Source organism: Gilliamella sp. M0320, from assembly GCF_016101635.1.
In the GTDB taxonomy this organism is placed as follows: domain Bacteria; phylum Pseudomonadota; class Gammaproteobacteria; order Enterobacterales; family Orbaceae; genus Gilliamella; species Gilliamella apis.
In genome coordinates, this window is the sequence record NZ_JACFQD010000003.1 from 60928 (window position 1) to 81305 (window position 20378).

The 20378-nt window shown below is 35.0% G+C and carries 17 protein-coding genes, 5 tRNA genes and 1 other RNA gene; 15 read left to right on the top strand and 8 right to left on the bottom strand.

The features are described from left to right. Positions 1-13: 13 nt before the first annotated feature. Both H3T83_RS04830 and H3T83_RS04835 read right to left on the bottom strand, forming a co-directional pair. Complete coding sequence (locus H3T83_RS04830) at positions 14-286, bottom strand: PTS sugar transporter subunit IIB (RefSeq protein ID WP_034900870.1); 273 nt, start codon at positions 284-286, stop codon at positions 14-16. Between the two features lie 31 nt (positions 287-317). After that, a complete protein-coding gene (locus H3T83_RS04835; protein ID WP_034900868.1) occupies positions 318-761 on the bottom strand; it encodes a PTS sugar transporter subunit IIA in 444 nt (147 codons plus the stop codon). Positions 762-1078: 317 nt separating this feature from the next. Between H3T83_RS04835 and H3T83_RS04840 the strand changes: the two genes are divergently transcribed. Continuing rightward, positions 1079-2110: a LacI family DNA-binding transcriptional regulator gene (locus tag H3T83_RS04840; RefSeq protein WP_065578297.1), complete on the top strand. Its 1032-nt coding sequence runs from the start codon at positions 1079-1081 to the stop codon at positions 2108-2110. A gap of 107 nt (positions 2111-2217) precedes the next feature. On the opposite strand, the gene H3T83_RS04845 is transcribed toward H3T83_RS04840, so the two are convergent. The 3 genes from H3T83_RS04845 to tgt form a co-directional block, all read right to left on the bottom strand. Then, positions 2218-2348: non-coding RNA, RtT sRNA (locus H3T83_RS04845), on the bottom strand. 34 nt (positions 2349-2382) lie between these two features. After that, positions 2383-2459, bottom strand: a tRNA-Pro gene (locus H3T83_RS04850). Positions 2460-2516: 57 nt separating this feature from the next. Next, the gene (gene tgt, locus H3T83_RS04855) at positions 2517-3671 is read right to left on the bottom strand and encodes a tRNA guanosine(34) transglycosylase Tgt (RefSeq protein ID WP_034900864.1); all 1155 of its coding nucleotides are present in this window, start codon (positions 3669-3671) and stop codon (positions 2517-2519) included. Positions 3672-3810: 139 nt separating this feature from the next. Between tgt and H3T83_RS04860 the strand changes: the two genes are divergently transcribed. After that, positions 3811-4491 (top strand): M48 family metalloprotease, encoded by a 681-nt coding sequence (locus H3T83_RS04860; protein WP_198215244.1) that lies wholly within the window; start codon positions 3811-3813, stop codon positions 4489-4491. A 45-nt stretch (positions 4492-4536) separates the two neighbouring features. Here the strand turns inward: H3T83_RS04860 and queA are convergent, their stop codons facing one another. Continuing rightward, positions 4537-5568 carry a tRNA preQ1(34) S-adenosylmethionine ribosyltransferase-isomerase QueA gene (gene queA / locus H3T83_RS04865; protein WP_198215245.1) on the bottom strand — a complete coding sequence of 344 codons (1032 nt, stop codon included), beginning with the start codon at positions 5566-5568 and terminating at the stop codon, positions 4537-4539. 157 nt (positions 5569-5725) lie between these two features. Between queA and H3T83_RS04870 the strand changes: the two genes are divergently transcribed. Further along, on the top strand, positions 5726-6484 hold the full coding sequence (locus H3T83_RS04870; protein ID WP_034900860.1) for a M48 family metallopeptidase: 759 nt from the start codon (positions 5726-5728) through the stop codon (positions 6482-6484). 187 nt (positions 6485-6671) lie between these two features. On the opposite strand, the gene H3T83_RS04875 is transcribed toward H3T83_RS04870, so the two are convergent. Then, positions 6672-7889 (bottom strand): pyridoxal phosphate-dependent aminotransferase, encoded by a 1218-nt coding sequence (locus tag H3T83_RS04875; protein ID WP_198215246.1) that lies wholly within the window; start codon positions 7887-7889, stop codon positions 6672-6674. Between the two features lie 143 nt (positions 7890-8032). Between H3T83_RS04875 and H3T83_RS04880 the strand changes: the two genes are divergently transcribed. From H3T83_RS04880 to nusG, 11 genes are all read left to right on the top strand, one after another. After that, positions 8033-8302 (top strand): ACT domain-containing protein, encoded by a 270-nt coding sequence (locus H3T83_RS04880; RefSeq protein WP_034900855.1) that lies wholly within the window; start codon positions 8033-8035, stop codon positions 8300-8302. Positions 8303-8337: 35 nt separating this feature from the next. Beyond that, the gene (locus tag H3T83_RS04885; protein ID WP_065578304.1) at positions 8338-9693 is read left to right on the top strand and encodes a PFL family protein; all 1356 of its coding nucleotides are present in this window, start codon (positions 8338-8340) and stop codon (positions 9691-9693) included. Positions 9694-10080: 387 nt separating this feature from the next. Beyond that, complete coding sequence (tcdA, locus tag H3T83_RS04890) at positions 10081-10875, top strand: tRNA cyclic N6-threonylcarbamoyladenosine(37) synthase TcdA (RefSeq protein WP_370528009.1); 795 nt, start codon at positions 10081-10083, stop codon at positions 10873-10875. A gap of 296 nt (positions 10876-11171) precedes the next feature. After that, positions 11172-13874, top strand: coding sequence for a bifunctional acetaldehyde-CoA/alcohol dehydrogenase (gene adhE, locus H3T83_RS04895; protein WP_065652060.1), 2703 nt, complete (start codon positions 11172-11174; stop codon positions 13872-13874). A 367-nt stretch (positions 13875-14241) separates the two neighbouring features. After that, positions 14242-14317 (top strand) — tRNA-Thr (locus H3T83_RS04900). A 32-nt stretch (positions 14318-14349) separates the two neighbouring features. After that, positions 14350-14434: transfer RNA gene (locus H3T83_RS04905), tRNA-Tyr, on the top strand. A 55-nt stretch (positions 14435-14489) separates the two neighbouring features. After that, positions 14490-14564 (top strand) — tRNA-Gly (locus tag H3T83_RS04910). A 3-nt stretch (positions 14565-14567) separates the two neighbouring features. Continuing rightward, a tRNA-Thr gene (locus H3T83_RS04915) sits at positions 14568-14643 on the top strand. 183 nt (positions 14644-14826) lie between these two features. Then, positions 14827-16011 (top strand): elongation factor Tu, encoded by a 1185-nt coding sequence (gene tuf, locus H3T83_RS04920; RefSeq protein ID WP_034900851.1) that lies wholly within the window; start codon positions 14827-14829, stop codon positions 16009-16011. A gap of 134 nt (positions 16012-16145) precedes the next feature. Beyond that, on the top strand, positions 16146-16547 hold the full coding sequence (gene secE, locus H3T83_RS04925) for a preprotein translocase subunit SecE (protein ID WP_065577660.1): 402 nt from the start codon (positions 16146-16148) through the stop codon (positions 16545-16547). 1 nt (position 16548) lies between these two features. Further along, positions 16549-17094 (top strand): transcription termination/antitermination protein NusG, encoded by a 546-nt coding sequence (nusG, locus tag H3T83_RS04930; protein ID WP_065602493.1) that lies wholly within the window; start codon positions 16549-16551, stop codon positions 17092-17094. 84 nt (positions 17095-17178) lie between these two features. On the opposite strand, the gene H3T83_RS04935 is transcribed toward nusG, so the two are convergent. Beyond that, the gene (locus H3T83_RS04935; RefSeq protein WP_198215248.1) at positions 17179-19101 is read right to left on the bottom strand and encodes an ABC transporter ATP-binding protein; all 1923 of its coding nucleotides are present in this window, start codon (positions 19099-19101) and stop codon (positions 17179-17181) included. Between the two features lie 90 nt (positions 19102-19191). Between H3T83_RS04935 and H3T83_RS04940 the strand changes: the two genes are divergently transcribed. After that, a complete protein-coding gene (locus H3T83_RS04940; protein ID WP_086361607.1) occupies positions 19192-20352 on the top strand; it encodes a sugar diacid recognition domain-containing protein in 1161 nt (386 codons plus the stop codon). Positions 20353-20378: the final 26 nt, after the last annotated feature.

Sequence of the window (20378 nt, forward strand, 5' to 3'; positions counted from 1 at the left end):
CATTACCTCATAATTAGGCTTTATTAAAATGTTCAACGAGTTTTTGCTCTAAATCGTTGATATCAATAATATTGTTTAAAACTACTAATTTATCTTGTGGAATGCCAGAACTTGCTGCTAGATCTTTAGTCATCACAAAAAGATCTGCTTGTTCTGGTGTGGCTGAGGCAAGATCGGCATGTGTTACTTCAGCATCAATGTTTAATTTTTTGAGTACTTTTTTGATATTCATTTCAACCATGAAACTACTACCAAGTCCTGAACCACAAACAGCCATAATTTTCATATTATTTATCCTTATATTAATTGGTTTGAATTTAATAACGATCAATTACTGTTAAAATTTCATCGCTATTTTTAGCATTAAAAATTGTATTAACATCATTTGATTCAGCAAATAATGAAGCTAACTGAGTTAACATTTCGATGTGACTAGTGCTATCACTTGCGGCTAACAAAGTAATTAAATAAACAGGATCATTTTCTTCTGAATTAAAATTAACGCCATTTTTAACTAATAGCATCGATAATCCTAAATTATTTACTCCTTGTTCTGGTCTGGCATGAGGCATTGCAATTCCTGGTGCTAATACATAGTAAGGACCAATTGATTCATGTAGCTGAAAGATAGCATCAATATAGTTTGGTGTTATTGATTGATTCTCTAATAATGGAGTGGCGCAAAGCTCTATTGCTTCTTTCCAATCTTTGACAGAATCAACAATTTTTACCGTTTGACCAGTTAACCATTGATTTAACATTTTACCTCCGAAAAACTGATTTATTATCTGTTAATATTACGATAGTAGAAAATTAACACATTGGCTAACAATAATAATTTAAAAAAAACAAAAATGTGATAGCGCTATCATTTTTTAGTCAATAATTTTCCTATTTTGTGATTTGGATAGCATTTTTAATATATATTTGAAAAAAAATTGTTATTGCATAATATTATAATAATCTCTTTTCTTTTGATTAAATATTTAAATTAGTAAGTTAACTTATTGTAATTATTTGTTTTGTGAAATTTTGGAGTATACATTTAACTATTAGTTAGTTCTAGTTGAGATCAGATATGCAGGATACAAAAAAGCGCAGAAGTACAGGTCAAACAACTTTATTTGATGTCGCTAAATATGCTGGTGTTGGTACGATGACTGTTTCAAGAGCATTACGAACGCCAGATAAAGTGTCGGATAAACTGCGTCAAAAAATCCAACTAGCAGTTGAGACATTAGGCTATAAGCCTAATATAGCAGCCAGTTTACTCGCATCAGCTTCTGCCAATAAAGTTATTGCAGTCATTACTACAAAAATTTATGAAGATTCAACCCGTATAGCACTCAATTCACTGCAAGCATATTTACTAAAAGAAGGTTATACCACAATTATATTTGAATCTTATTATTTCTATAAACGTGAATCACAACTATTAGATACTCTCTATAGTAATAATCTTGAAGCGATATTGCTCTTTTATATTGAAAATGATGATTTTGTTGAAAAAATATTAAACAATAAAACGATTCCTACTTTCAATATTGGTAAGTCGTATGATGAAGTGGCAAATATACATATCGAAGTGGATGATAGTTTAGCAATGTGTATGTTGACTGAACATGTAATAAAAAAAGGCTATCGCCATATTGGTTTACTTTGTGCTGACCATCAATGTCATGTTTTTCAACAAAGGTTACATGGTTGGCATAAAGCTATGTTAAACAATCATTTGCCAACCCATAGAATAATTAATCCGGCAAAACCGGCTAATTTTAGTACTGGTAGTGCATTGTTACCTGATATCTTGTTGAACTGGCCTGAAATAGATGCATTAGTTTGTACTACCGATGAGTTGGCGTGTGGTGTGCTCTATGAATGTCAAAGACGACATATTCGCGTTCCTTATCAATTAGCCGTTTGTGGATTTGGTGATAGCGAATTTAGTCAGGTAAGCATTCCAACACTCACTACTGTTTCTTTACCTTCAAAGAAAAAAGGGGAATATATCGGTAATTTATTATTGAATGAATTAACAGATAAAGGTGGTCATTCAAGTTTCGAAATATCAACTCTGGTACCAACAATTTGTTTAAGAGATAGTTTGTAATTTAACCAGAAAGTTAATTGTTTAAAGAAATACTTTAAGTTTGAATTAATCTAATAGCTATGATAATAAAAAAGCCCACTCAAACGAGTAGGCTTTCTTATTAAATTGGTCGGCGAGAGAGGATTGACTCGCATTTTATGCTCGCCCTACGGGTCGTTGCTAAAGCAACGCTGTCTCGTTCTACTCGGCTCGAACCTCTTATCGGTTCGAATCAAATGCATCGTTGTAGTAATAAAAAAGCCCACTCAAACGAGTAGGCTTTCTTATTAAATTGGTCGGCGAGAGAGGATTCGAACCTCCGACCCACTGGTCCCAAACCAGTTGCGCTACCAAGCTGCGCTACTCGCCGTTAGGAAGCGCATAATACTGCGCTAACTATAATGTGTCAATAGTTGATATATAAATTTTAGCAACTTTGTTCGGCTTTGTTACCTAATGGTGCTGGTGTTTTACCTATTCGTTGATAGAATTCAGTAACAAACGCTTCATATCGTCTATTTGCTACCGCTTCGCGTATTTCAGCCATTAAACGTTGATAATAACGTAAATTGTGAATAGTATTTAAGCGAGCTCCCAATATTTCACCGCATTTATCTAAATGATGAAGATATGATTTTGTGTAGTTTTTACAGGTATAACAATCACAGTGCGGATCTAGTGGTGTCGTATCGTCTTTATATTTGGCATTACGAATTTTTATAACTCCATTGGTAACAAATAAATGACCATTACGAGCGTTTCGAGTTGGCATTACGCAGTCGAACATATCGATACCTCGACGTACACCTTCAACTAAATCTTCTGGTTTACCAACACCCATTAAATAACGGGGTTTATCGGCAGGTAATTGTGGGCAGGTTCCTTCAAGTATGCGGTGCATATCTTCTTTCGGTTCACCAACCGCAAGCCCACCAACCGCATAACCATCAAAACCAATTTCGGTTAAACCCTTAATTGAAATATCACGTAATTCTTGATGTATACCACCTTGTACAATACCAAATAATGCATTTTTGTTATTTAGTTCATCAAAACGTTGTCGGCTACGTTTTGCCCAACGTAAGGACATCTCCATTGATTTTTTGACATAATCCCATTCAGCAGGAAAGGGGGCACATTCATCAAAAATCATTACAATATCAGAACCAAGATCATATTGGATTTCCATTGAAATTTCAGGAGATAAGAAAATTGAATCACCATTAATTGGATTACGAAAATAAACACCTTCTTCTTTTATTTTACGAATATCACCAAGACTGAAAACTTGAAATCCCCCTGAATCGGTTAAGATTGGTCCTGACCACTGCATGAAATCATGAAGATCTCCGTGTTTGCGCATAATTTCCTGTCCTGGTCTTAACCATAGATGAAAAGTATTACCCAATAAGATTTGTGCTCCTGTTGCTTTTACTTCTTCAGGAGTCATACCTTTTACTGTGCCATAGGTACCAACCGGCATAAAGGCAGGAGTCTCAACGGTATATTCCACTCCACGACGATCAAACTTCATACGGCCACGACGAGCTAAGCCGTCAGTATTATCTAACTCAAATTTCATTTTTATATTAACCTCTTGCGACCAAATAAACAGTTTGGCGCCAATTATTGCTATAATACAAACTTGTATTATTAAATAGTGGCGCCTAGTGTATCGTGCTAAGCTTAATTAGACAATATTTGTAAGGATTTTCGAACCATTGAAATCTATTATTTTATTTATCTCATGTGTTGTAATACTTATGCAGGTTGGATGTCAAAGCCAAACTAGAATACCACCAACGATTGTTTCACCTGAAGGAGTTAAAAGCTTATCGGAAAATGATATATTGGCAATTAGTCAACAAGCATGTATTGAAAATGACAATAGAGCGATTATTCCTCCTGATTATCATCATCTTAATCGTCGATTATCTAAAATAGCCCAAAGTTTACCGAAACGAATAAATAATATTGAATTAAACTATAAGGTTTATATTGATACAGACCCCAATGCTTGGTCAACAGCTAATGGTTGTATTCGAATAAATAGTGGTTTAATAAAATTACTTGAAGATAATGAGTTACAAGCCGTACTTGCGCATGAACAGGCTCATATAGCCCTAAAACATGGGATAAGTTTGTTTCGACAAGCTCCTTATATTGAAATTACTGACAAAGCTAATGAACTTGTAATTATTGTAAAAGAAGAAACCTCACATCAATATGAGGTTGAAGCAGATAGTTATGCTTTTAATTTATTAGTGCGAGAAAGTATAGATCCAATTGGTTTGCTCAAAATGTTAACAAAAATGCCAATTCATTCTAAAAATCAACCTACCTCACATCCATCAAGAATAAAACGAATGGCCAATATTGTTGATAGGTTGAATTATCATTAACCATTTTTAATTTATTGAATATAAATGATTTATTCTAGATATAAATCATTTATTATTGGTAATTAGCATTGCATCACCATAACTAAAGAATTGATATTTTTCTTTTACGGCATACTGATAAGCATTCATGGTGTTCTCATAACCAGCAAATGCTGAAACCAGCATAATTAATGTTGATTCAGGTAAATGGAAGTTAGTGATAAGAGAATCAATGACTTTAAATTGATAGCCAGGGTAAATAAAAATTCGGGTGTCAGCAATAAAAGGTGCTATAGTTCCAGTTTGTTGTGCCGCACTTTCAAGAGCTCTGACCGATGTTGTTCCTACAGCAATAACTTTATTTCCACGAGCTTTACAGTCTAAAACAGCTTTCACAACTGATTCTGGAACTTCTGCATATTCGGCATGCATAATATGGGTTTCAATATTTTCAACTCTGACCGGCTGAAATGTACCAGCGCCCACATGTAAGGTAACAAATTCCATCTCAACACCTTTTTGTTTAAGTTTGTCTAATAAAGGTTTATCAAAATGAAGACCTGCTGTTGGGGCTGCGACAGCTCCGGGAACTTTGCTATAAACGGTTTGGTATACTTCACGATCTTGAGCATCATCAGGGCGATCTATATAAGGAGGTAATGGAATATGGCCAATTTCATTTAAGATGCTAAGCACATCGTCAGGAAATTGTAGCTCAAATAATGCATCATGGCGTGCTACCATAGTAACTTGGATATTTTCATTTTCACCTAAAATAAGTTCTGCTCCTATTTTAGGCGACTTTGAGGCTTTAATATGTGCGAGTGCTCGATTTCCTTCTAACAATCGTTCAATCAATACTTCAATTTTTCCACCTGATACTTTTTTTCCATATAACCGTGCAGGAATCACTTTAGTATTATTGAAAATGAGTAAATCACCAGCATTGATATAATTAACAATATCTGTAAATACTTTATCTTCAATTTTACCTGTATGGCCATCAAGTGCTAATAATCGACAAGAACTTCTTGTTTCTGAAGGGTATTTTGCTATCAGTTCTTTGGGGAGAGTAAAATTGAAATCAGACAGTTGCATAATTATGTTCCTCAAAAAAATGAGGCACTAGTCTAAATGGCTAATTATCTCTAAGCAAGTAATTATTTGTTGATTATTATTAAAGTTGCGTTAAAATTCAATTTATCTAACATTTATGTTAGAAGAAAGTAAAGTCTGTTAATATAAGGAAAATATTATGAAAAAACATCAAAAAACATTGCTTGTTGCACTACCTTTAGTTGCAGCTATGTCTTTAGCTGGCTGTAAAAATATGAGTGCTAGTGATTTAACTAGTCTTGGTATGAAAGGTTTAAAAGCAGCAACACTCAGTGATAATGATGTGAAATCATTAAGCCAACAATCATGTGCGCAAATGGATGCTCAATCAAAAATTGCTCCAGCTAAAAGTGCTTATACTAAACGCTTAAATAAAATTGCTAAAGCTCTTGGTAATAATATCAATGGAACTCCAGTTAACTATAAAGTGTATATCACTAAAGATGTTAACGCTTGGGCAATGGCTAATGGTTGTGTTCGTGTTTACAGTGGTTTAATGGATATGATGACTGATAACGAAATTCAAGGCGTTTTAGGTCACGAATTAGGTCACGTAGCTTTAGGTCATAGTAAAAAAGCAATCCAAGTTGCTTATGCAACAGAAATTGCTCGTGATGCAGCGGCGGCATCAGGTAACAGTACTGTTGCAGCATTATCTAAATCTTCTTTAGGTGCTTTAGCTGAAGCTGTTATCAATGCTCAATTCTCTCAATCACAAGAACAAGACGCTGATAATTTCTCTTTTGATTATTTAGTTAAGAAAAAAATCAATCCAGCTGGTCTTGCAACTGCATTTGATAAATTAGGTGGCGGTGATGCATCAATTTTAAGCAGCCATCCATCTTCAGCAAAACGTGCTGAAAATATTCGTAATAAATTAGCTGAATTAAAAAGATAATTCATTTAATTAATTTATTAGAAAAAAAGCGCCTTTTTGGCGCTTTTTTATTGGTTACTGTTTATGATTAATAATAAATAACAAGCTTAAGCAATGATTAAGCAATTTAATACTTTGTTGAAATAAAAAATAGTTTTTAATAGTTGAATATCCCCCTATCTATAATTAGAGGGATATAGGAATTAAATTATGCTTGTTTATAGTTAGATAAAAAGTGTGCGAATCGAGCTATAGCGTCTTGTAGTTCTCCAGTATGAGGTAAAGCAACAATTCTAACATGATCTGGTTTATGCCAATTAAATCCACTTCCCTGAACTAACAGTACTTTTTCTTGTAACAAAAAGTCTAAAACTAATTTTTGATCGTTATGAATATTAAATTTTTTCTGATCCAGCTTAGGGAATAGATATAAAGCACCCTGAGGTTTGGTACAAGAAACGCCGGGAATATCATTTAATAAACGCCATGCCAACATACATTGATCATAGAGTCGACCGCCAGGCACAATAAATTCGTTAATACTTTGATAACCACCCAATGCACCTTGAATTGCATGTTGCAGTGGTACATTGGCACATAAACGCATTGAAGCTAACATATTTAGACCTTCAATATAGCCTTTAACATGTTGTTTGGGTCCACACAGTGCCATCCAACCTTGCCTAAAACCAGCAACTCGATAAGTTTTCGATAAACCACTCATAGTAATAACAAATAGATCTGGCGCTAAAGCTGCTATTGAATGATGTACGGCATCATCATATAAAATTTTATCGTAAATTTCGTCAGCAAAAATAATTAGATTATTTTGGCGTGCGATTTCCGCTATTTCGAGTAAAACTTCTTTACTATAAACTGCGCCAGTAGGATTATTTGGGTTAATAATCACAATCCCTTTGGTTTTAGGGGTGATTTTTTGTTTGATATCTTGTAAATCAGGTGACCAATTAGCTTCTTCATCACAAAGATAGTGAACCGCGTTACCACCAGATAAACTAACGGCAGCAGTCCAAAGTGGATAATCAGGCATTGGTACTAATATTTCATCACCACTATTAAGTAATGCTTGCATTGATTGAACAATTAACTCAGAAACACCATTACCAATATAGATATCTTCTACATCTAAATTAGTAATTCCTCTGGATTGATAATGCTGCATAATCGCTTTACGAGCAGAATAAAGACCTTTTGAATCACAATATCCTTGTGATGTTGGTAGGTTGCGAATAACGTCGACTAATAATTCATCTGGAGCAGTAAAACCGAAAGGGGCGGGATTTCCAATATTAAGTTTAAGAATGGTTTGACCTTCTTCTTCAAGCTTTTTTGCATGATCAAGAATTGGTCCACGAATGTCATAACAAACATGATCCAATTTATTGGATTTTTGATAATTCACCATAATAACGCCCTTTCATTTTATCTTTTTGTTTTTTATTTTGATTAAAAAAACAATCTACTCCTATTTAGATAATTTTTGAAGGTGTTATTATAAACAACTCAATAAATATTTTTTAAGTGTATAAAATTTGTGCGGAGAGTGTGATGAAAACAATTTTAACGGTAATCGGAAAGGACCAAACAGGAATTATTGCAGGGATAAGCCAAAAGTTATATGAATTAAATATTAATATTTTAGATGTTAGCCAAACTATCATGGATGAGTATTTCACCATGATTATGTTATTAGATTTATCTAAAATTAACGCCACTTTTGATGAAGTTAAAAATACTTTAGTACATACCGGTGAGCAGTTAAAAGTTAAAGTGAATATACAACGAGAAGAAATTTTTGATGCAATGCATCGTTTATAAGCTCAATTTCATATTTTTACGAAAGGATAGAACTAATGGAAACAAAACAGATCCTCGAAACAATTAAGATGATAGAGGAAGAAAAACTTGATATCCGCACAATAACCATGGGTATATCTCTTCTTGATTGTATTGATAGTGATGGTGCAAAAGCGCGTCAAAAAATCTACGATAAAATTACACGATTAGCGAAAGATTTAGTTAAAGTTGGCGATCAAATTACTTCTGAATTTGGTATCCCTATTATTAATAAGCGTATTTCGGTTACGCCTATATCATTGATTGCAGGCGCAAGTGACGATAAAGACTATGTTGCTTTTGCTAAAACACTCGATGAAGCAGCCAAAGCGGTTGGTGTTAATTTTATAGGTGGATTTTCTGCATTAGTGCAAAAAGGTTATCATAAAGGCGATGAAATTCTTATTAAATCAATCCCACAAGCATTAGCACAAACCGAACGAGTTTGTTCATCAGTTAATGTCGGTTCTACTCAAACTGGTATTAATATGGATGCAGTAAAGCAAATGGGACAAATTATTAAAGAAGCGGCAGCTTTAACCGCCGATAATAGTAGTATGGCTTGTGCGAAATTAGTGGTATTTGCTAATGCAGTTGAAGATAATCCATTTATGGCTGGTGCCTTTCATGGTGTTGGTGAAGCTGACTGTGTGATTAATGTCGGTGTGAGTGGGCCGGGTGTAGTTAAGCGAGCATTGGAAAAAGTTAAAGGTCAGCCTTTTGATGTTGTTGCTGAAACCATTAAAAAAACAGCCTTTAAAATAACTCGTATGGGGCAATTGGTAGGTAAAGAAGCGTCAGAACGGTTAGGGGTTAAATTTGGGATTGTTGATTTATCATTAGCGCCAACTCCTGCCATCGGTGACTCAGTAGCACATATTTTAGAAGAAATGGGACTAGAAGTTGTTGGAACACATGGAACTACCGCTGCGCTAGCGATGCTGAATGATGCCGTGAAAAAAGGTGGCGTAATGGCTTGTGGCCATGTAGGTGGATTAAGTGGTGCATTTATTCCTGTCTCAGAAGATGCTGGTATGATTGATGCGGTAAACAATGGGGCACTAAACCTTGAAAAATTAGAGGCCATGACTTGCGTTTGCTCAGTGGGGCTAGATATGATTGCTATTCCTGGTGATACACCAGCTGAAACTATTTCAGCAATTATCGCTGATGAAGCAGCAATTGGCGTAATTAATCATAAAACTACGGCTGTCAGAATTATCCCTGCGGTAGGTTTGAAAGTAGGCGATAATATTGAATTTGGTGGTTTACTTGGCCATGCGCCAGTAATGCCTGTAAATAAATTTAGTTCATGTGATTTTATTAGTCGTGGTGGGCGTATTCCAGCTCCAATTCACTCCTTTAAAAATTAAGTTATTATGATTCTGCCTTAAATATTTATTTAGGGCAGAGTTACAAATTATTTCTCATCATAAAACATATCGATAACATAGATTCAATGTTTAGTGTGCTTATTCTAAATTGTTCATATATGCAATATTATTTGCTAATTAATTCTTGCTCTTGATTTATATTATAAAAAAACAATTAGTTAAACCAAATACCATCAGGTTAATTGTCAATTATAGGGATGCCAATTAATATCAATAATTCTAAACAAATTAATGTTTCACTCTTGAAAAGGTATAATAGGAATAATATTAATGGATAAGTTATCAATAAAAGAGAATAAATATTCTCATCTAAAAAGGTTTGAGGAGTATATGGTGTTTAAACATAAACACTATCAGTAAATAATGATGAAAACAGAACTCTATTTTCAACGCTTTAGTGGTATCGCTAGACTTTATGGTGAACAGGCATTACAACGTTTCTCTCAAGCTCATGTCTGTGTCATTGGTATTGGTGGTGTGGGGTCTTGGGTCGCTGAATCGCTTGCTCGAAGTGGTATTGGACAAATTACTTTGATAGATATGGATGATGTTTGTATTACCAATACTAATCGTCAAATTCATGCTTTAAAATCTAATATAGGTAAAGCAAAAACCTCGGTGATGGCAGAGCGGATCTTACAGATTAATCCTGAATGTATTGTTAATGAAATAGATGATTTTATTAATGCCGATAACGTTAATGATTATTTGGGTTCTAAACAACATCCTCGTTATAACTATATTATCGACGCAATTGACAGCGTCAAAGATAAAGCTGCTGTTTTGGCTTATTGTAAGCGACAAAAATTAAAGGTCATTACAATCGGGGGCGCGGGGGGGCAAAAAGATCCTACACAAATTAAAATCGCCGATTTAGCGAAAACAATTCAAGATCCTTTAGCGGCTAAATTGCGTGAACGATTGAAAAATGATTATAAACTTAACAAAGATAGTAAAGGCAAATTTACTATTCCATGTGTTTTTTCAACTGAACAATTTACTTATCCGGCATCTAATGGCCAAACTTGCTTAATGAAAAGCCAAGCGCAAGGTGCAAAAAAAATGGATTGTGAATCAGGTTTTGGGGCAATCAGCACTGTCACGGCAACATTTGGTTTTGTGGCGGTTAGTTATGTGTTAAATAAGTTAAGCATTACATAATATTTATTATTTATTTACGCTAAAAAAATATATTTTTTACTTTGTTGTAAATTGTTTTTTTTGAAATGCTTTGATATTAAATTAATAGAATTTTGAATTTTAATCAGCAAAAAAACAATAAAAATATTTGCTCTTTTAAATAACATTCATTTTTTGTGAATATCTTATTGTGTAAAGTAAAAAACTGATTTACGATATCCAACAATTTCGTTTTGCTATTATAAATATGCTTTAAATATGTTCAAGGAAGACGCCAAACGATCCAAGTTTATTTTTTAATTTTCAAGGAGAAATCTATGGCAGTAACCAATATGAATGAGTTAAATGAGTTAATGACTCGAGTTAAAAAAGCTCAGGAAACTTATTCTACTTATACTCAAGAGCAAGTTGATAAAATCTTCGTGGCAGCAGCAACAGCCGCAGCCGCAGCTCGAATCCCTCTTGCACAGCAAGCTGTTGCTGAATCAGGAATGGGGATTGTAGAAGATAAAGTTATTAAAAACTTATTTGCTGCAGAGTATATTCTTAATAAATATCGCAATGACAAAACTTGTGGTGTTGTTGCTGAAAATGAGTCTTATGGTACCATTACAATAGCGGAGCCATTAGGGATTATTTGTGGAATCGTGCCGACTACAAACCCGACTTCAACCGCAATTTTTAAATCATTAATCAGTTTAAAAACTCGTAATGCTATTGTCTTTTCACCACATCCACGCGCTAAAAAATCAACTATTGAAGCCGCTCGAATTGTGCTTGATGCAGCAATTAAAGCCGGTGCTCCAAAAGATATTATTGGCTGGATTGATGAGCCGTCTATCGAATTATCTAATGCATTAATGCATCATGATGATGTATCAGCTATCTTGGCTACTGGTGGTCCAGGTATGGTTAAAGCCGCTTATAGTTCAGGTAAACCAGCATTAGGTGTGGGTGCAGGTAATACCCCTGTAATTATCGATGAAACTGCTGATTTAAAACGTGCTGTTGCATCAGTACTTATGTCTAAAACTTTTGATAACGGTATGATTTGTGCGTCAGAGCAAGCCATTGTTGTGGTTGATTCAGTTTATGATGAAGTACGTGATTTATTGACTCAATATGGCGCTTATGTTTTAAATGCTAAAGAAACAAAAGCTGTTCAAGGTATCATCTTAAATGATAAAGGCGCTTTAAATGCTAATATCGTAGGTCAACCAGCAACTAAGATTGCAGAAATGGCTGGCATTAAAGTTCCTGCCGGTTCGAAAGTACTTGTTGGTGAAGTAAGTAAAGTGGATTTATCTGAACCATTTGCTCACGAAAAACTTTCACCAACATTAGCTATGTTTAAAGCTAAAGACTTTAATGAAGCGGTAGATAAAGCTGAAAAACTCGTTGAAATGGGTGGTATGGGACATACTTCAGTACTTTATACTGATCAAGATAGTAATCGTGATCGTGTTGCTTATTTTGGCAGTAAAATGAAAACATGTCGTATTTTAATCAACCAACCAGCTGCTCACGGTGGTATCGGTGATTTGTATAACTTTGATTTAGCGCCATCTTTAACATTAGGATGTGGTTCTTGGGGTGGTAACTCGGTCTCAGAAAATGTCGGTCCGAAACACTTAATTAACAAGAAAACAATCGCTAAGAGAGCAGAAAACATGTTATGGCACAAATTACCAAGTTCTATCTATTTTAAACGTGGCTCACTTCCAGTTGCTTTAAATGAAGTGATTGAGCAAGGTGCCAAACGAGTATTTTTAGTAACTGATAAATTCTTATTTAATAATGGCTACTCAAAACAAATTACTGATCAACTTGAAGCGCAAGGTGTGATTTGTGAAACCTTCTTTGATGTTGAAGCTGACCCAACATTAAGTGTCGTCCGTAAAGGTACTGATTCAATGACAGCATTCCAACCTGATACTGTTATTGCTTTAGGTGGTGGTTCACCAATGGATGCGGCGAAAATTATGTGGGTTCTTTATGAACATCCAGAAACTAAATTTGACGAATTAGCATTGCGTTTCATGGATATTCGTAAACGTACTTGTCATTTCCCTAATATGGGTAAAAAAGCAAAACTAATTTGCGTGACAACCACATCTGGTACTGGTTCTGAAGTGACACCGTTTGCGGTAGTTACTGATGATGCAACTGGTCAAAAATATCCATTAGCTGATTACGCAATTACACCAAACATGGCAATTGTCGATGCTAACTTAGTTATGAATATGCCAAAATCACTTTGTGCTGCAGGTGGTTATGATGCGGTAACTCATGCTTTAGAAGCTTATGTGTCAATTATGGCAAGCGAGTTTTCTGATGGTCAAGCATTACAAGCATTAAGTTTATTAAAAGCTTACTTGCCAACAAGCTACAAAGAAGGAGCAAAAAATCCTATCGCTCGTGAAAAAGTGCATAATGCTGCAACTTTAGCTGGTGTTGCGTTTGCTCAATCATTCTTAGGTGTTTGCCACTCAATTGCCCATAAAATTGGTGCGGCATTCCACATTCCTCATGGTGTAGCGAATGCGATGTTAATTAGTAATGTTGTTCGCTTTAATGCAACGGATAAACCGACTAAACAAGGTACATTTAGCCAATATGGTTATCCTCAAGCTGTAAGACGTTATGCTGAGATTGCTGAACATCTTGGCTTAACTGTAGCAACAGATAAAGACGAGAAGAAAGTTGAGAAACTAATTGCTTGGTTAGATCAATTAAGAAAAGATCTAGATATTCCTTTCTCTATCAAAGAGTTTGGTGTAGATGAGAAAACTTTCTTAGCTCAAGTTGATCAACTTGCAGTTGATGCATTTGATGACCAATGTACTGGTGCTAATCCTCGCTATCCTTTAATTGCAGAATTAAAACAAATTCTACTTGATACTTACTATGGTCGTGCGTATCAAGATAAAGGTGATATTAGTGAAGATGTAGCTGTTCACACTGCCGCTAAAGGTGCAGCAGCAACGACAACTAAGAAAAAAGCGCCAAAAAAGAAATAATTTAAATATTATTCTTGATTAGCAAAAGCCTGAGATAGTTTATATCTCGGGCTTTTTTATTGTTTAATTTTATTAAACTTATAAATTCTGCTTGAAATTCGTTATAGTATTGCGTCAATATAAGGGCAATATTTATAATAATTTTGCTATTAATACCGTTTTTAAACAGTAGTTTGTAACTAAAACCAAGAAAAAAGCGTAAAAGAAGAATTAATTTAACATATATTTCTTGATTAAAAAAAATTCTAAAATAGTTTATATCTCAGTCTTTTTTGGTTTTTTTGATTTTTTTTTAAGCAAACAATAAAAAAAATGTTTTTTTTGCTTGCAAGCTTAAATGTTCTAGTACATAATGCGCAGCACTTAGGCCGGCTTAGCTCAGTAGGTAGAGCAACTGACTTGTAATCAGTAGGTCGCCAGTTCGATTCCGGCAGCCGGCACCATTTTCCTAAGTAAACAGTTTATAATGATTCGGGGTGGGGTTCCCGAGCGGCCAAAGGGAGCAGACTGTAAATCTGCCGTGTCACACTTCGAAGGTTCGAATCCTTCCCCCACCACCATTATCTAACATTAGCAATTGCTAATTGAAGCATTTAGGTAGCCGAGTTTGAACATGCGGGCATCGTATAATGGCTATTACCTCAGCCTTCCAAGCTGATGATGCGGGTTCGATTCCCGCTGCCCGCTCCAATTGCTGATATAGCTCAGTTGGTAGAGCGCACCCTTGGTAAGGGTGAGGTCGGCAGTTCAAATCTGCCTATCAGCACCATTCTTGTTACTTTCCTAAACCTTCTAAAAAAATTAGATTTGACTGCTTTAGAGCTTGTCACTTGACGGCTTTATCTGGTATCATTCAGAGCTAATTTTAAGTTAGTATTATGTTAAAACTAAATATGATACTTGGTTAATGTGGTGAATCACCACCGATTTGTATTACATTGAGGGACGATAAATGTCTAAAGAAAAATTTGAACGTACAAAACCCCACGTTAACGTTGGTACAATCGGCCACGTTGACCATGGTAAAACAACTTTAACTGCAGCGATCACATCAGTATTATCTAAAAAATACGGTGGTCAAGCTCGTGCATTCGATCAAATCGATAACGCACCAGAAGAAAAAGCACGTGGTATTACCATCAATACTTCACACGTTGAATACGATACACCAACTCGTCACTATGCACACGTAGACTGCCCAGGCCATGCTGATTATGTTAAAAACATGATCACTGGTGCGGCACAAATGGACGGTGCTATCTTAGTAGTAGCAGCAACTGATGGTCCAATGCCACAAACTCGTGAGCACATTCTTTTAGGTCGTCAAGTAGGTGTACCTTACATCATCGTATTCTTAAACAAATGTGATATGGTTGATGATGAAGAGTTATTAGAATTAGTTGAAATGGAAGTACGTGAACTTCTATCTCAATACGATTTCCCAGGTGACGATACACCAGTAATTCGTGGTTCAGCGCTTAAAGCGTTAGAAGGCGATGCAGCATGGGAAGACAAAATTGTAGAATTAGCAGAAGCATTAGACAGCTACATTCCAGAACCAGAGCGTGACATTGATAAACCATTCTTATTACCAATCGAAGACGTATTCTCAATCTCAGGCCGTGGTACAGTAGTAACAGGTCGTGTAGAGCGCGGTGTAATCAAAGTTGGTGAAGAAGTTGAAATCGTTGGTATCAAACCAACAACTAAAACAACTTGTACTGGTGTTGAAATGTTCCGTAAATTACTAGACGAAGGTCGTGCTGGTGAGAACGTAGGTGTATTATTACGTGGTACAAAACGTGAAGAAATCGAACGTGGTCAAGTATTAGCAAAACCAGGTTCAATCACTCCACATACAGATTTCGAATCAGAAGTGTATATTCTAAGTAAAGATGAAGGTGGTCGTCATACTCCATTCTTCAAAGGTTACCGTCCACAGTTCTACTTCCGTACAACAGACGTAACAGGTACTATTGAATTACCAGAAGGCGTAGAAATGGTAATGCCAGGTGATAACATCAAAATGACAGTATCATTAATTCACCCAATCGCAATGGCAGACGGTTTACGTTTCGCTATCCGTGAAGGTGGTCGTACTGTTGGTGCTGGTGTTGTTGCTAAGGTTATTAAATAATTTCAGCAATCGCGATCATAGAAAGGGTATCTTTTGATACCCTTTCTTACCTAGTCTGTTTAGCAAAATGTTTTTAGAGAAAGAGCATTTTGGAAAATGGATAATATTATAAATAACATAATCATAGGTTTTATATGCTAGTAAGTAACGAGAGTCAAGATACAAGCACTGTTCTAGACAAATTTAAATGGGTTTTGGTTCTAGTATTAATTGCGTTAATTGTTTGGGGAAATTCTTATTTCTCTGTACCTAATGATATATATCAACCAAATGCGATCGTTCGAATTATTGCAGTTGTTGTGGTTTCGCTTTTAACCTTATTTATTGCATTTACAACCACTAAAGGAAAATCGTTTATAACATTTCTGCAAGAATCACGAAAAGAACTAAGAAAAGTTGTATGGCCTACTCGTAAAGAAACTGTACAAACAACCTTATTAATCGCTGTTATTACCGTTATTGTTGGTACTGCGCTTTGGGGAATGGATTCTTTGTTCCGTTCAATCATCTTTTATCTAACTTCAATAGGGCGTTAATATGAGTGAAACACAACAAAAACGCTGGTATGTGATCCAAGCTTATTCTGGCTATGAAGCACGTGTTGCACAATCATTACGTGAATATATTAAATTACATAATATGGAAGACTCTTTCGGTGAAGTTTTAGTACCAACCGAAGAAGTTGTTGAAATGAAAAGCGGCCAACGCCGTAAAAGTGAACGTAAATTTTTCCCTGGTTATGTTTTAGTTGAAATGATGATGAACGATGCGACTTGGCATCTCGTTAAAAGTGTACCAAGAACAATGGGATTCATTGGTGGAACATCAGATAGACCAGCGCCAATTAGCCAACGTGAAGTTGATGCAATTATGAATCGTCTACAACAAGTTGGTGATAAACCACGTCCTAAAACCTTATTTGAGCCAGGTGAACTTGTTCGTGTTAACGAAGGTCCATTTGCTGACTTTAATGGTGTAGTTGAAGAAGTGGATTATGAAAAGAGCCGCTTAAAAGTATCGGTTTCTATTTTTGGTCGTTCTACGCCGGTTGAATTAGATTTTAGCCAAGTAGAAAAAAGTTAATCTATTTGTCATCTAATTAAAAAAATCACAGCTATATGCTGTGATTTTTTGTTTTTAGGCATTTAAATTTTGCTAAATTGATGGTTAACTTCCCTCAAACTCTTCCAATTGTTGCTGTAGCTCTAGCCATTTTGATTCTGATTCATCTAATTCAGCCTTTAAATTACTTTGATTAAGTAATAATTGTGTTAATTCTGATTTTTTATCTGTTTCGTAAATCGATGAATCAGCCAATTGCTCTTCAATCACTTTTAACTGATTATTTAAACGAGCAATAGTTTGTTCTTCTTTATGTAACTGTTTTTTCAATGGTTGTATTTGTGCTCTGGCTTCTGCATCTTTGCGTTTCTGTTCTTTACGTTCTTGCGCTGAAACTTTAGGTAAATTTTCCCTTTTTATTGGTTTATCTTTTTCTTGTGGTTGATTTTCAGCCTTTTGCTCATCGGTCAACCATTTATGATAGTCATCAAGATCACCATTAAAAGGTTCGACTTTATGATCATGAACTAAGTAAAACTCATCAGTAGTAGAACGCAATAAATGTCTATCATGCGAGACCACAACTAACGCCCCCTCAAAATCGATTAATGCTTCAGTCAATGCTTGTCGCATATCTAAATCTAAGTGGTTTGTTGGTTCATCAAGCAACAGTAAATTTGGTTTTTGCCAAACAATTAACGCTAAAACTAATCGAGCCTTTTCACCACCAGAAAATGTTTTTACTGGTTCACTAACTTTATCACCATGAAAATCAAAACCTCCCAAATAATTACGTAATTCTTGTTCGGTATTTTTCGGTTCAGCAAGTTGTTTTAAATGCCATAAAGCTGATTCATCTGCTCGTAAATATTCTAATTGGTGTTGCGCAAAATAGCCAAGTTGTACCCCTTTAGCCAAGCTAACTTGACCTTGCATTGGTGGTAATTCACCTGCCAATAACTTGATGAGTGTTGATTTACCAGCACCATTACGACCTAATAAACCTATGCGAGAACCTGGAACTAAATTAAGTTTAATTTGTTCTAATACAATTTTGTCACCATAGCCAGCAACGATATTTTCCATGGTTAATAATGGACTAGGTAAGAATTCTGGTCGTCTAAATTTAAAGTGAAATGGATTATCGACATGTGCCGGTGCAATTAATTCCATTCTTTCTAACATTTTTATTCGGCTTTGAGCTTGTTTAGCCTTAGTTGCTTTGGCCCTAAAACGATCAATATAGCTTTGTAAATGTGCAACTTTAAGTTGCTGGCTTTCATACATTGATTGTTGCTGAGCCAGTTTTGCTGAGCGTTGTGTCTCAAATGATGAATAATTACCGGTATACTCAAATAGTTTCTTTTGTTCAATATGAATGATTTTATTAACCAATGGATCTAAGAAATCACGGTCATGAGAGATTAAAATAAGTGTACCTTGATAATTACTTAACCATTTTTCTAACCACATCACTGCGTCTAAATCAAGATGGTTAGTTGGTTCATCAAGAAGCAGTAAATCAGAACGACACATTAACGCTTGTGCTAGATTAAGTCGCATACGCCAACCACCAGAGTAGGATTTAACTGGTAACGTTAATTGTTCATTGGAAAAACCTAAACCATGCAATAATGTTGCTGCTCGAGAGCGGATAGTCCAAGCATCAATGTTATCAAGTTTTTCATGAATAAGCGCAATTTGCTCACCGTTATTTTTTTCGTAAGCAATCTCTAAATCTTGCTCTAATTTTCGAAACTCTCGATCACCATCAATAACATATTCGATAGCCGCTGTATCTAATGCTGGAGTTTCTTGGTTTACCCATGCTAATTGCCATTGGGCAGGAATAGAAACACTGCCAGCATCTGTTTGAATTTCACCTTTAATTAAAGAAAAAAGTGTGGACTTACCACAGCCATTTTTACCGACTAATCCAACTTTCTGTTTAGGATTTATTGTTGCAGAGGCATTATCTAAAAGTAGATTAATACCTCTACGAATTTGGATAGAATCAAACACTATCATGACGAAGTCACCTATGATTCAATATAAAATGTGTTATGCTAACAAAAAATAAAGCGTATGCAAAATGATAATAGGAAATTTAACATGGTAATGAATTCTTATTGCCTAACCCCCAAAATTGCTCAACAGATTGTTGACAGAACCATGAAAATTATTGATTGTAATATCAATGTAATGAATGGGGATGGTTGTATTATTGGTAGTGGTGATTTAGAACGTATTGGAGAATTACATGAAGGTGCAATACTGGCTATATCTCAAAAAAGGACTGTTTCAATTGATGGCACAATGGTTAAACGTCTGAAAGGCGTTAAACCGGGTATCAATTTACCATTAAAACTTAATAATCGTATCGTTGGTGTTATTGGTTTAACTGGTGAACCATCCGATATAAGGCAATTTGGTGAATTGGTTTGTATGTCAGCAGAAATGATGATGGAACAAACCCAATTATTACAAGAATTATCTTATGATAATCGTTTAAAAGAAGAATTAATTCTTACTCTAATTGAAAAAGAAGTCTTGCCTGAAAGTATGGTGCAATGGGTTAAACGATTAGATATTAATTTACAATTACCGCGGGTAGTGTGCATGATTGAAGTCGATAGTGGCCAATTAGGTATTGATACTGCTATGAGCGAATTGCAACATCTACAAAATCAAATACAACATGTTAGCCAACATAATTTAGTTGCCATTAAATCTATTACTGAGTTAGTTATTTTAATTCCTGCTTTAAATCGTTATGGTCGATGGGATTTACTAGAGCACAAAAAGAAATTAGAACAATTAGTGATTACCATCAAAGATTCCACTCATTTAGATATTCGAATTTCATTAGGTAATTATTTTGAACAACATCCTTATCCATTAGTTAAATCTTATCAAACTGCTAAAACAACTATGTTAATTGGTAAGCAAAGAATGCCGAATATCCGTAATTATTATTACCAAGAACTTATTCTTCCCGTTTTATTACATGGTTTAAGTTATGATTGGCAAGCTGAAGAATTATTATTACCTTTGAAAAAATTAAGGATGGGTGATAATAATGGCGTACTGCAAAAAACATTGCAAACATGGTTTAAGAATAATGTACAAAATGGTGATACGGCCAATGAGCTGTTTATTCATCGTAATACATTAGAATATCGATTAAATAAAATTGCTAATTTGACCGGTTTAAATCTAGCCAAATTTGACGATCGATTATTATTATATATTGGATTACAGTTGGACAGAAACGAATAAATTCTAAATACACTTTTTATTTTTTA

Excerpts from the sequence above, each read along its gene's own strand:
- H3T83_RS04935 (WP_198215248.1), bottom strand. The coding sequence starts at position 19,101 with ATGATAGTGTTTGATTCTATCCAAATTCGTAGAGGTATTAATCTACTT.
- tgt (WP_034900864.1), bottom strand. The coding sequence starts at position 3,671 with ATGAAATTTGAGTTAGATAATACTGACGGCTTAGCTCGTCGTGGCCGT.
- H3T83_RS04835 (WP_034900868.1), bottom strand. The coding sequence starts at position 761 with ATGTTAAATCAATGGTTAACTGGTCAAACGGTAAAAATTGTTGATTCT.
- queA (WP_198215245.1), bottom strand. The coding sequence starts at position 5,568 with ATGCAACTGTCTGATTTCAATTTTACTCTCCCCAAAGAACTGATAGCA.
- adhE (WP_065652060.1), top strand. The coding sequence starts at position 11,172 with ATGGCAGTAACCAATATGAATGAGTTAAATGAGTTAATGACTCGAGTT.
- H3T83_RS04830 (WP_034900870.1), bottom strand. The coding sequence starts at position 286 with ATGAAAATTATGGCTGTTTGTGGTTCAGGACTTGGTAGTAGTTTCATG.
- secE (WP_065577660.1), top strand. The coding sequence starts at position 16,146 with ATGCTAGTAAGTAACGAGAGTCAAGATACAAGCACTGTTCTAGACAAA.
- tcdA (WP_370528009.1), top strand. The coding sequence starts at position 10,081 with ATGAAAACAGAACTCTATTTTCAACGCTTTAGTGGTATCGCTAGACTT.
- H3T83_RS04840 (WP_065578297.1), top strand. The coding sequence starts at position 1,079 with ATGCAGGATACAAAAAAGCGCAGAAGTACAGGTCAAACAACTTTATTT.
- nusG (WP_065602493.1), top strand. The coding sequence starts at position 16,549 with ATGAGTGAAACACAACAAAAACGCTGGTATGTGATCCAAGCTTATTCT.
- H3T83_RS04870 (WP_034900860.1), top strand. The coding sequence starts at position 5,726 with ATGAAAAAACATCAAAAAACATTGCTTGTTGCACTACCTTTAGTTGCA.
- tuf (WP_034900851.1), top strand. The coding sequence starts at position 14,827 with ATGTCTAAAGAAAAATTTGAACGTACAAAACCCCACGTTAACGTTGGT.
- H3T83_RS04940 (WP_086361607.1), top strand. The coding sequence starts at position 19,192 with ATGAATTCTTATTGCCTAACCCCCAAAATTGCTCAACAGATTGTTGAC.
- H3T83_RS04875 (WP_198215246.1), bottom strand. The coding sequence starts at position 7,889 with ATGGTGAATTATCAAAAATCCAATAAATTGGATCATGTTTGTTATGAC.
- H3T83_RS04885 (WP_065578304.1), top strand. The coding sequence starts at position 8,338 with ATGGAAACAAAACAGATCCTCGAAACAATTAAGATGATAGAGGAAGAA.
- H3T83_RS04880 (WP_034900855.1), top strand. The coding sequence starts at position 8,033 with ATGAAAACAATTTTAACGGTAATCGGAAAGGACCAAACAGGAATTATT.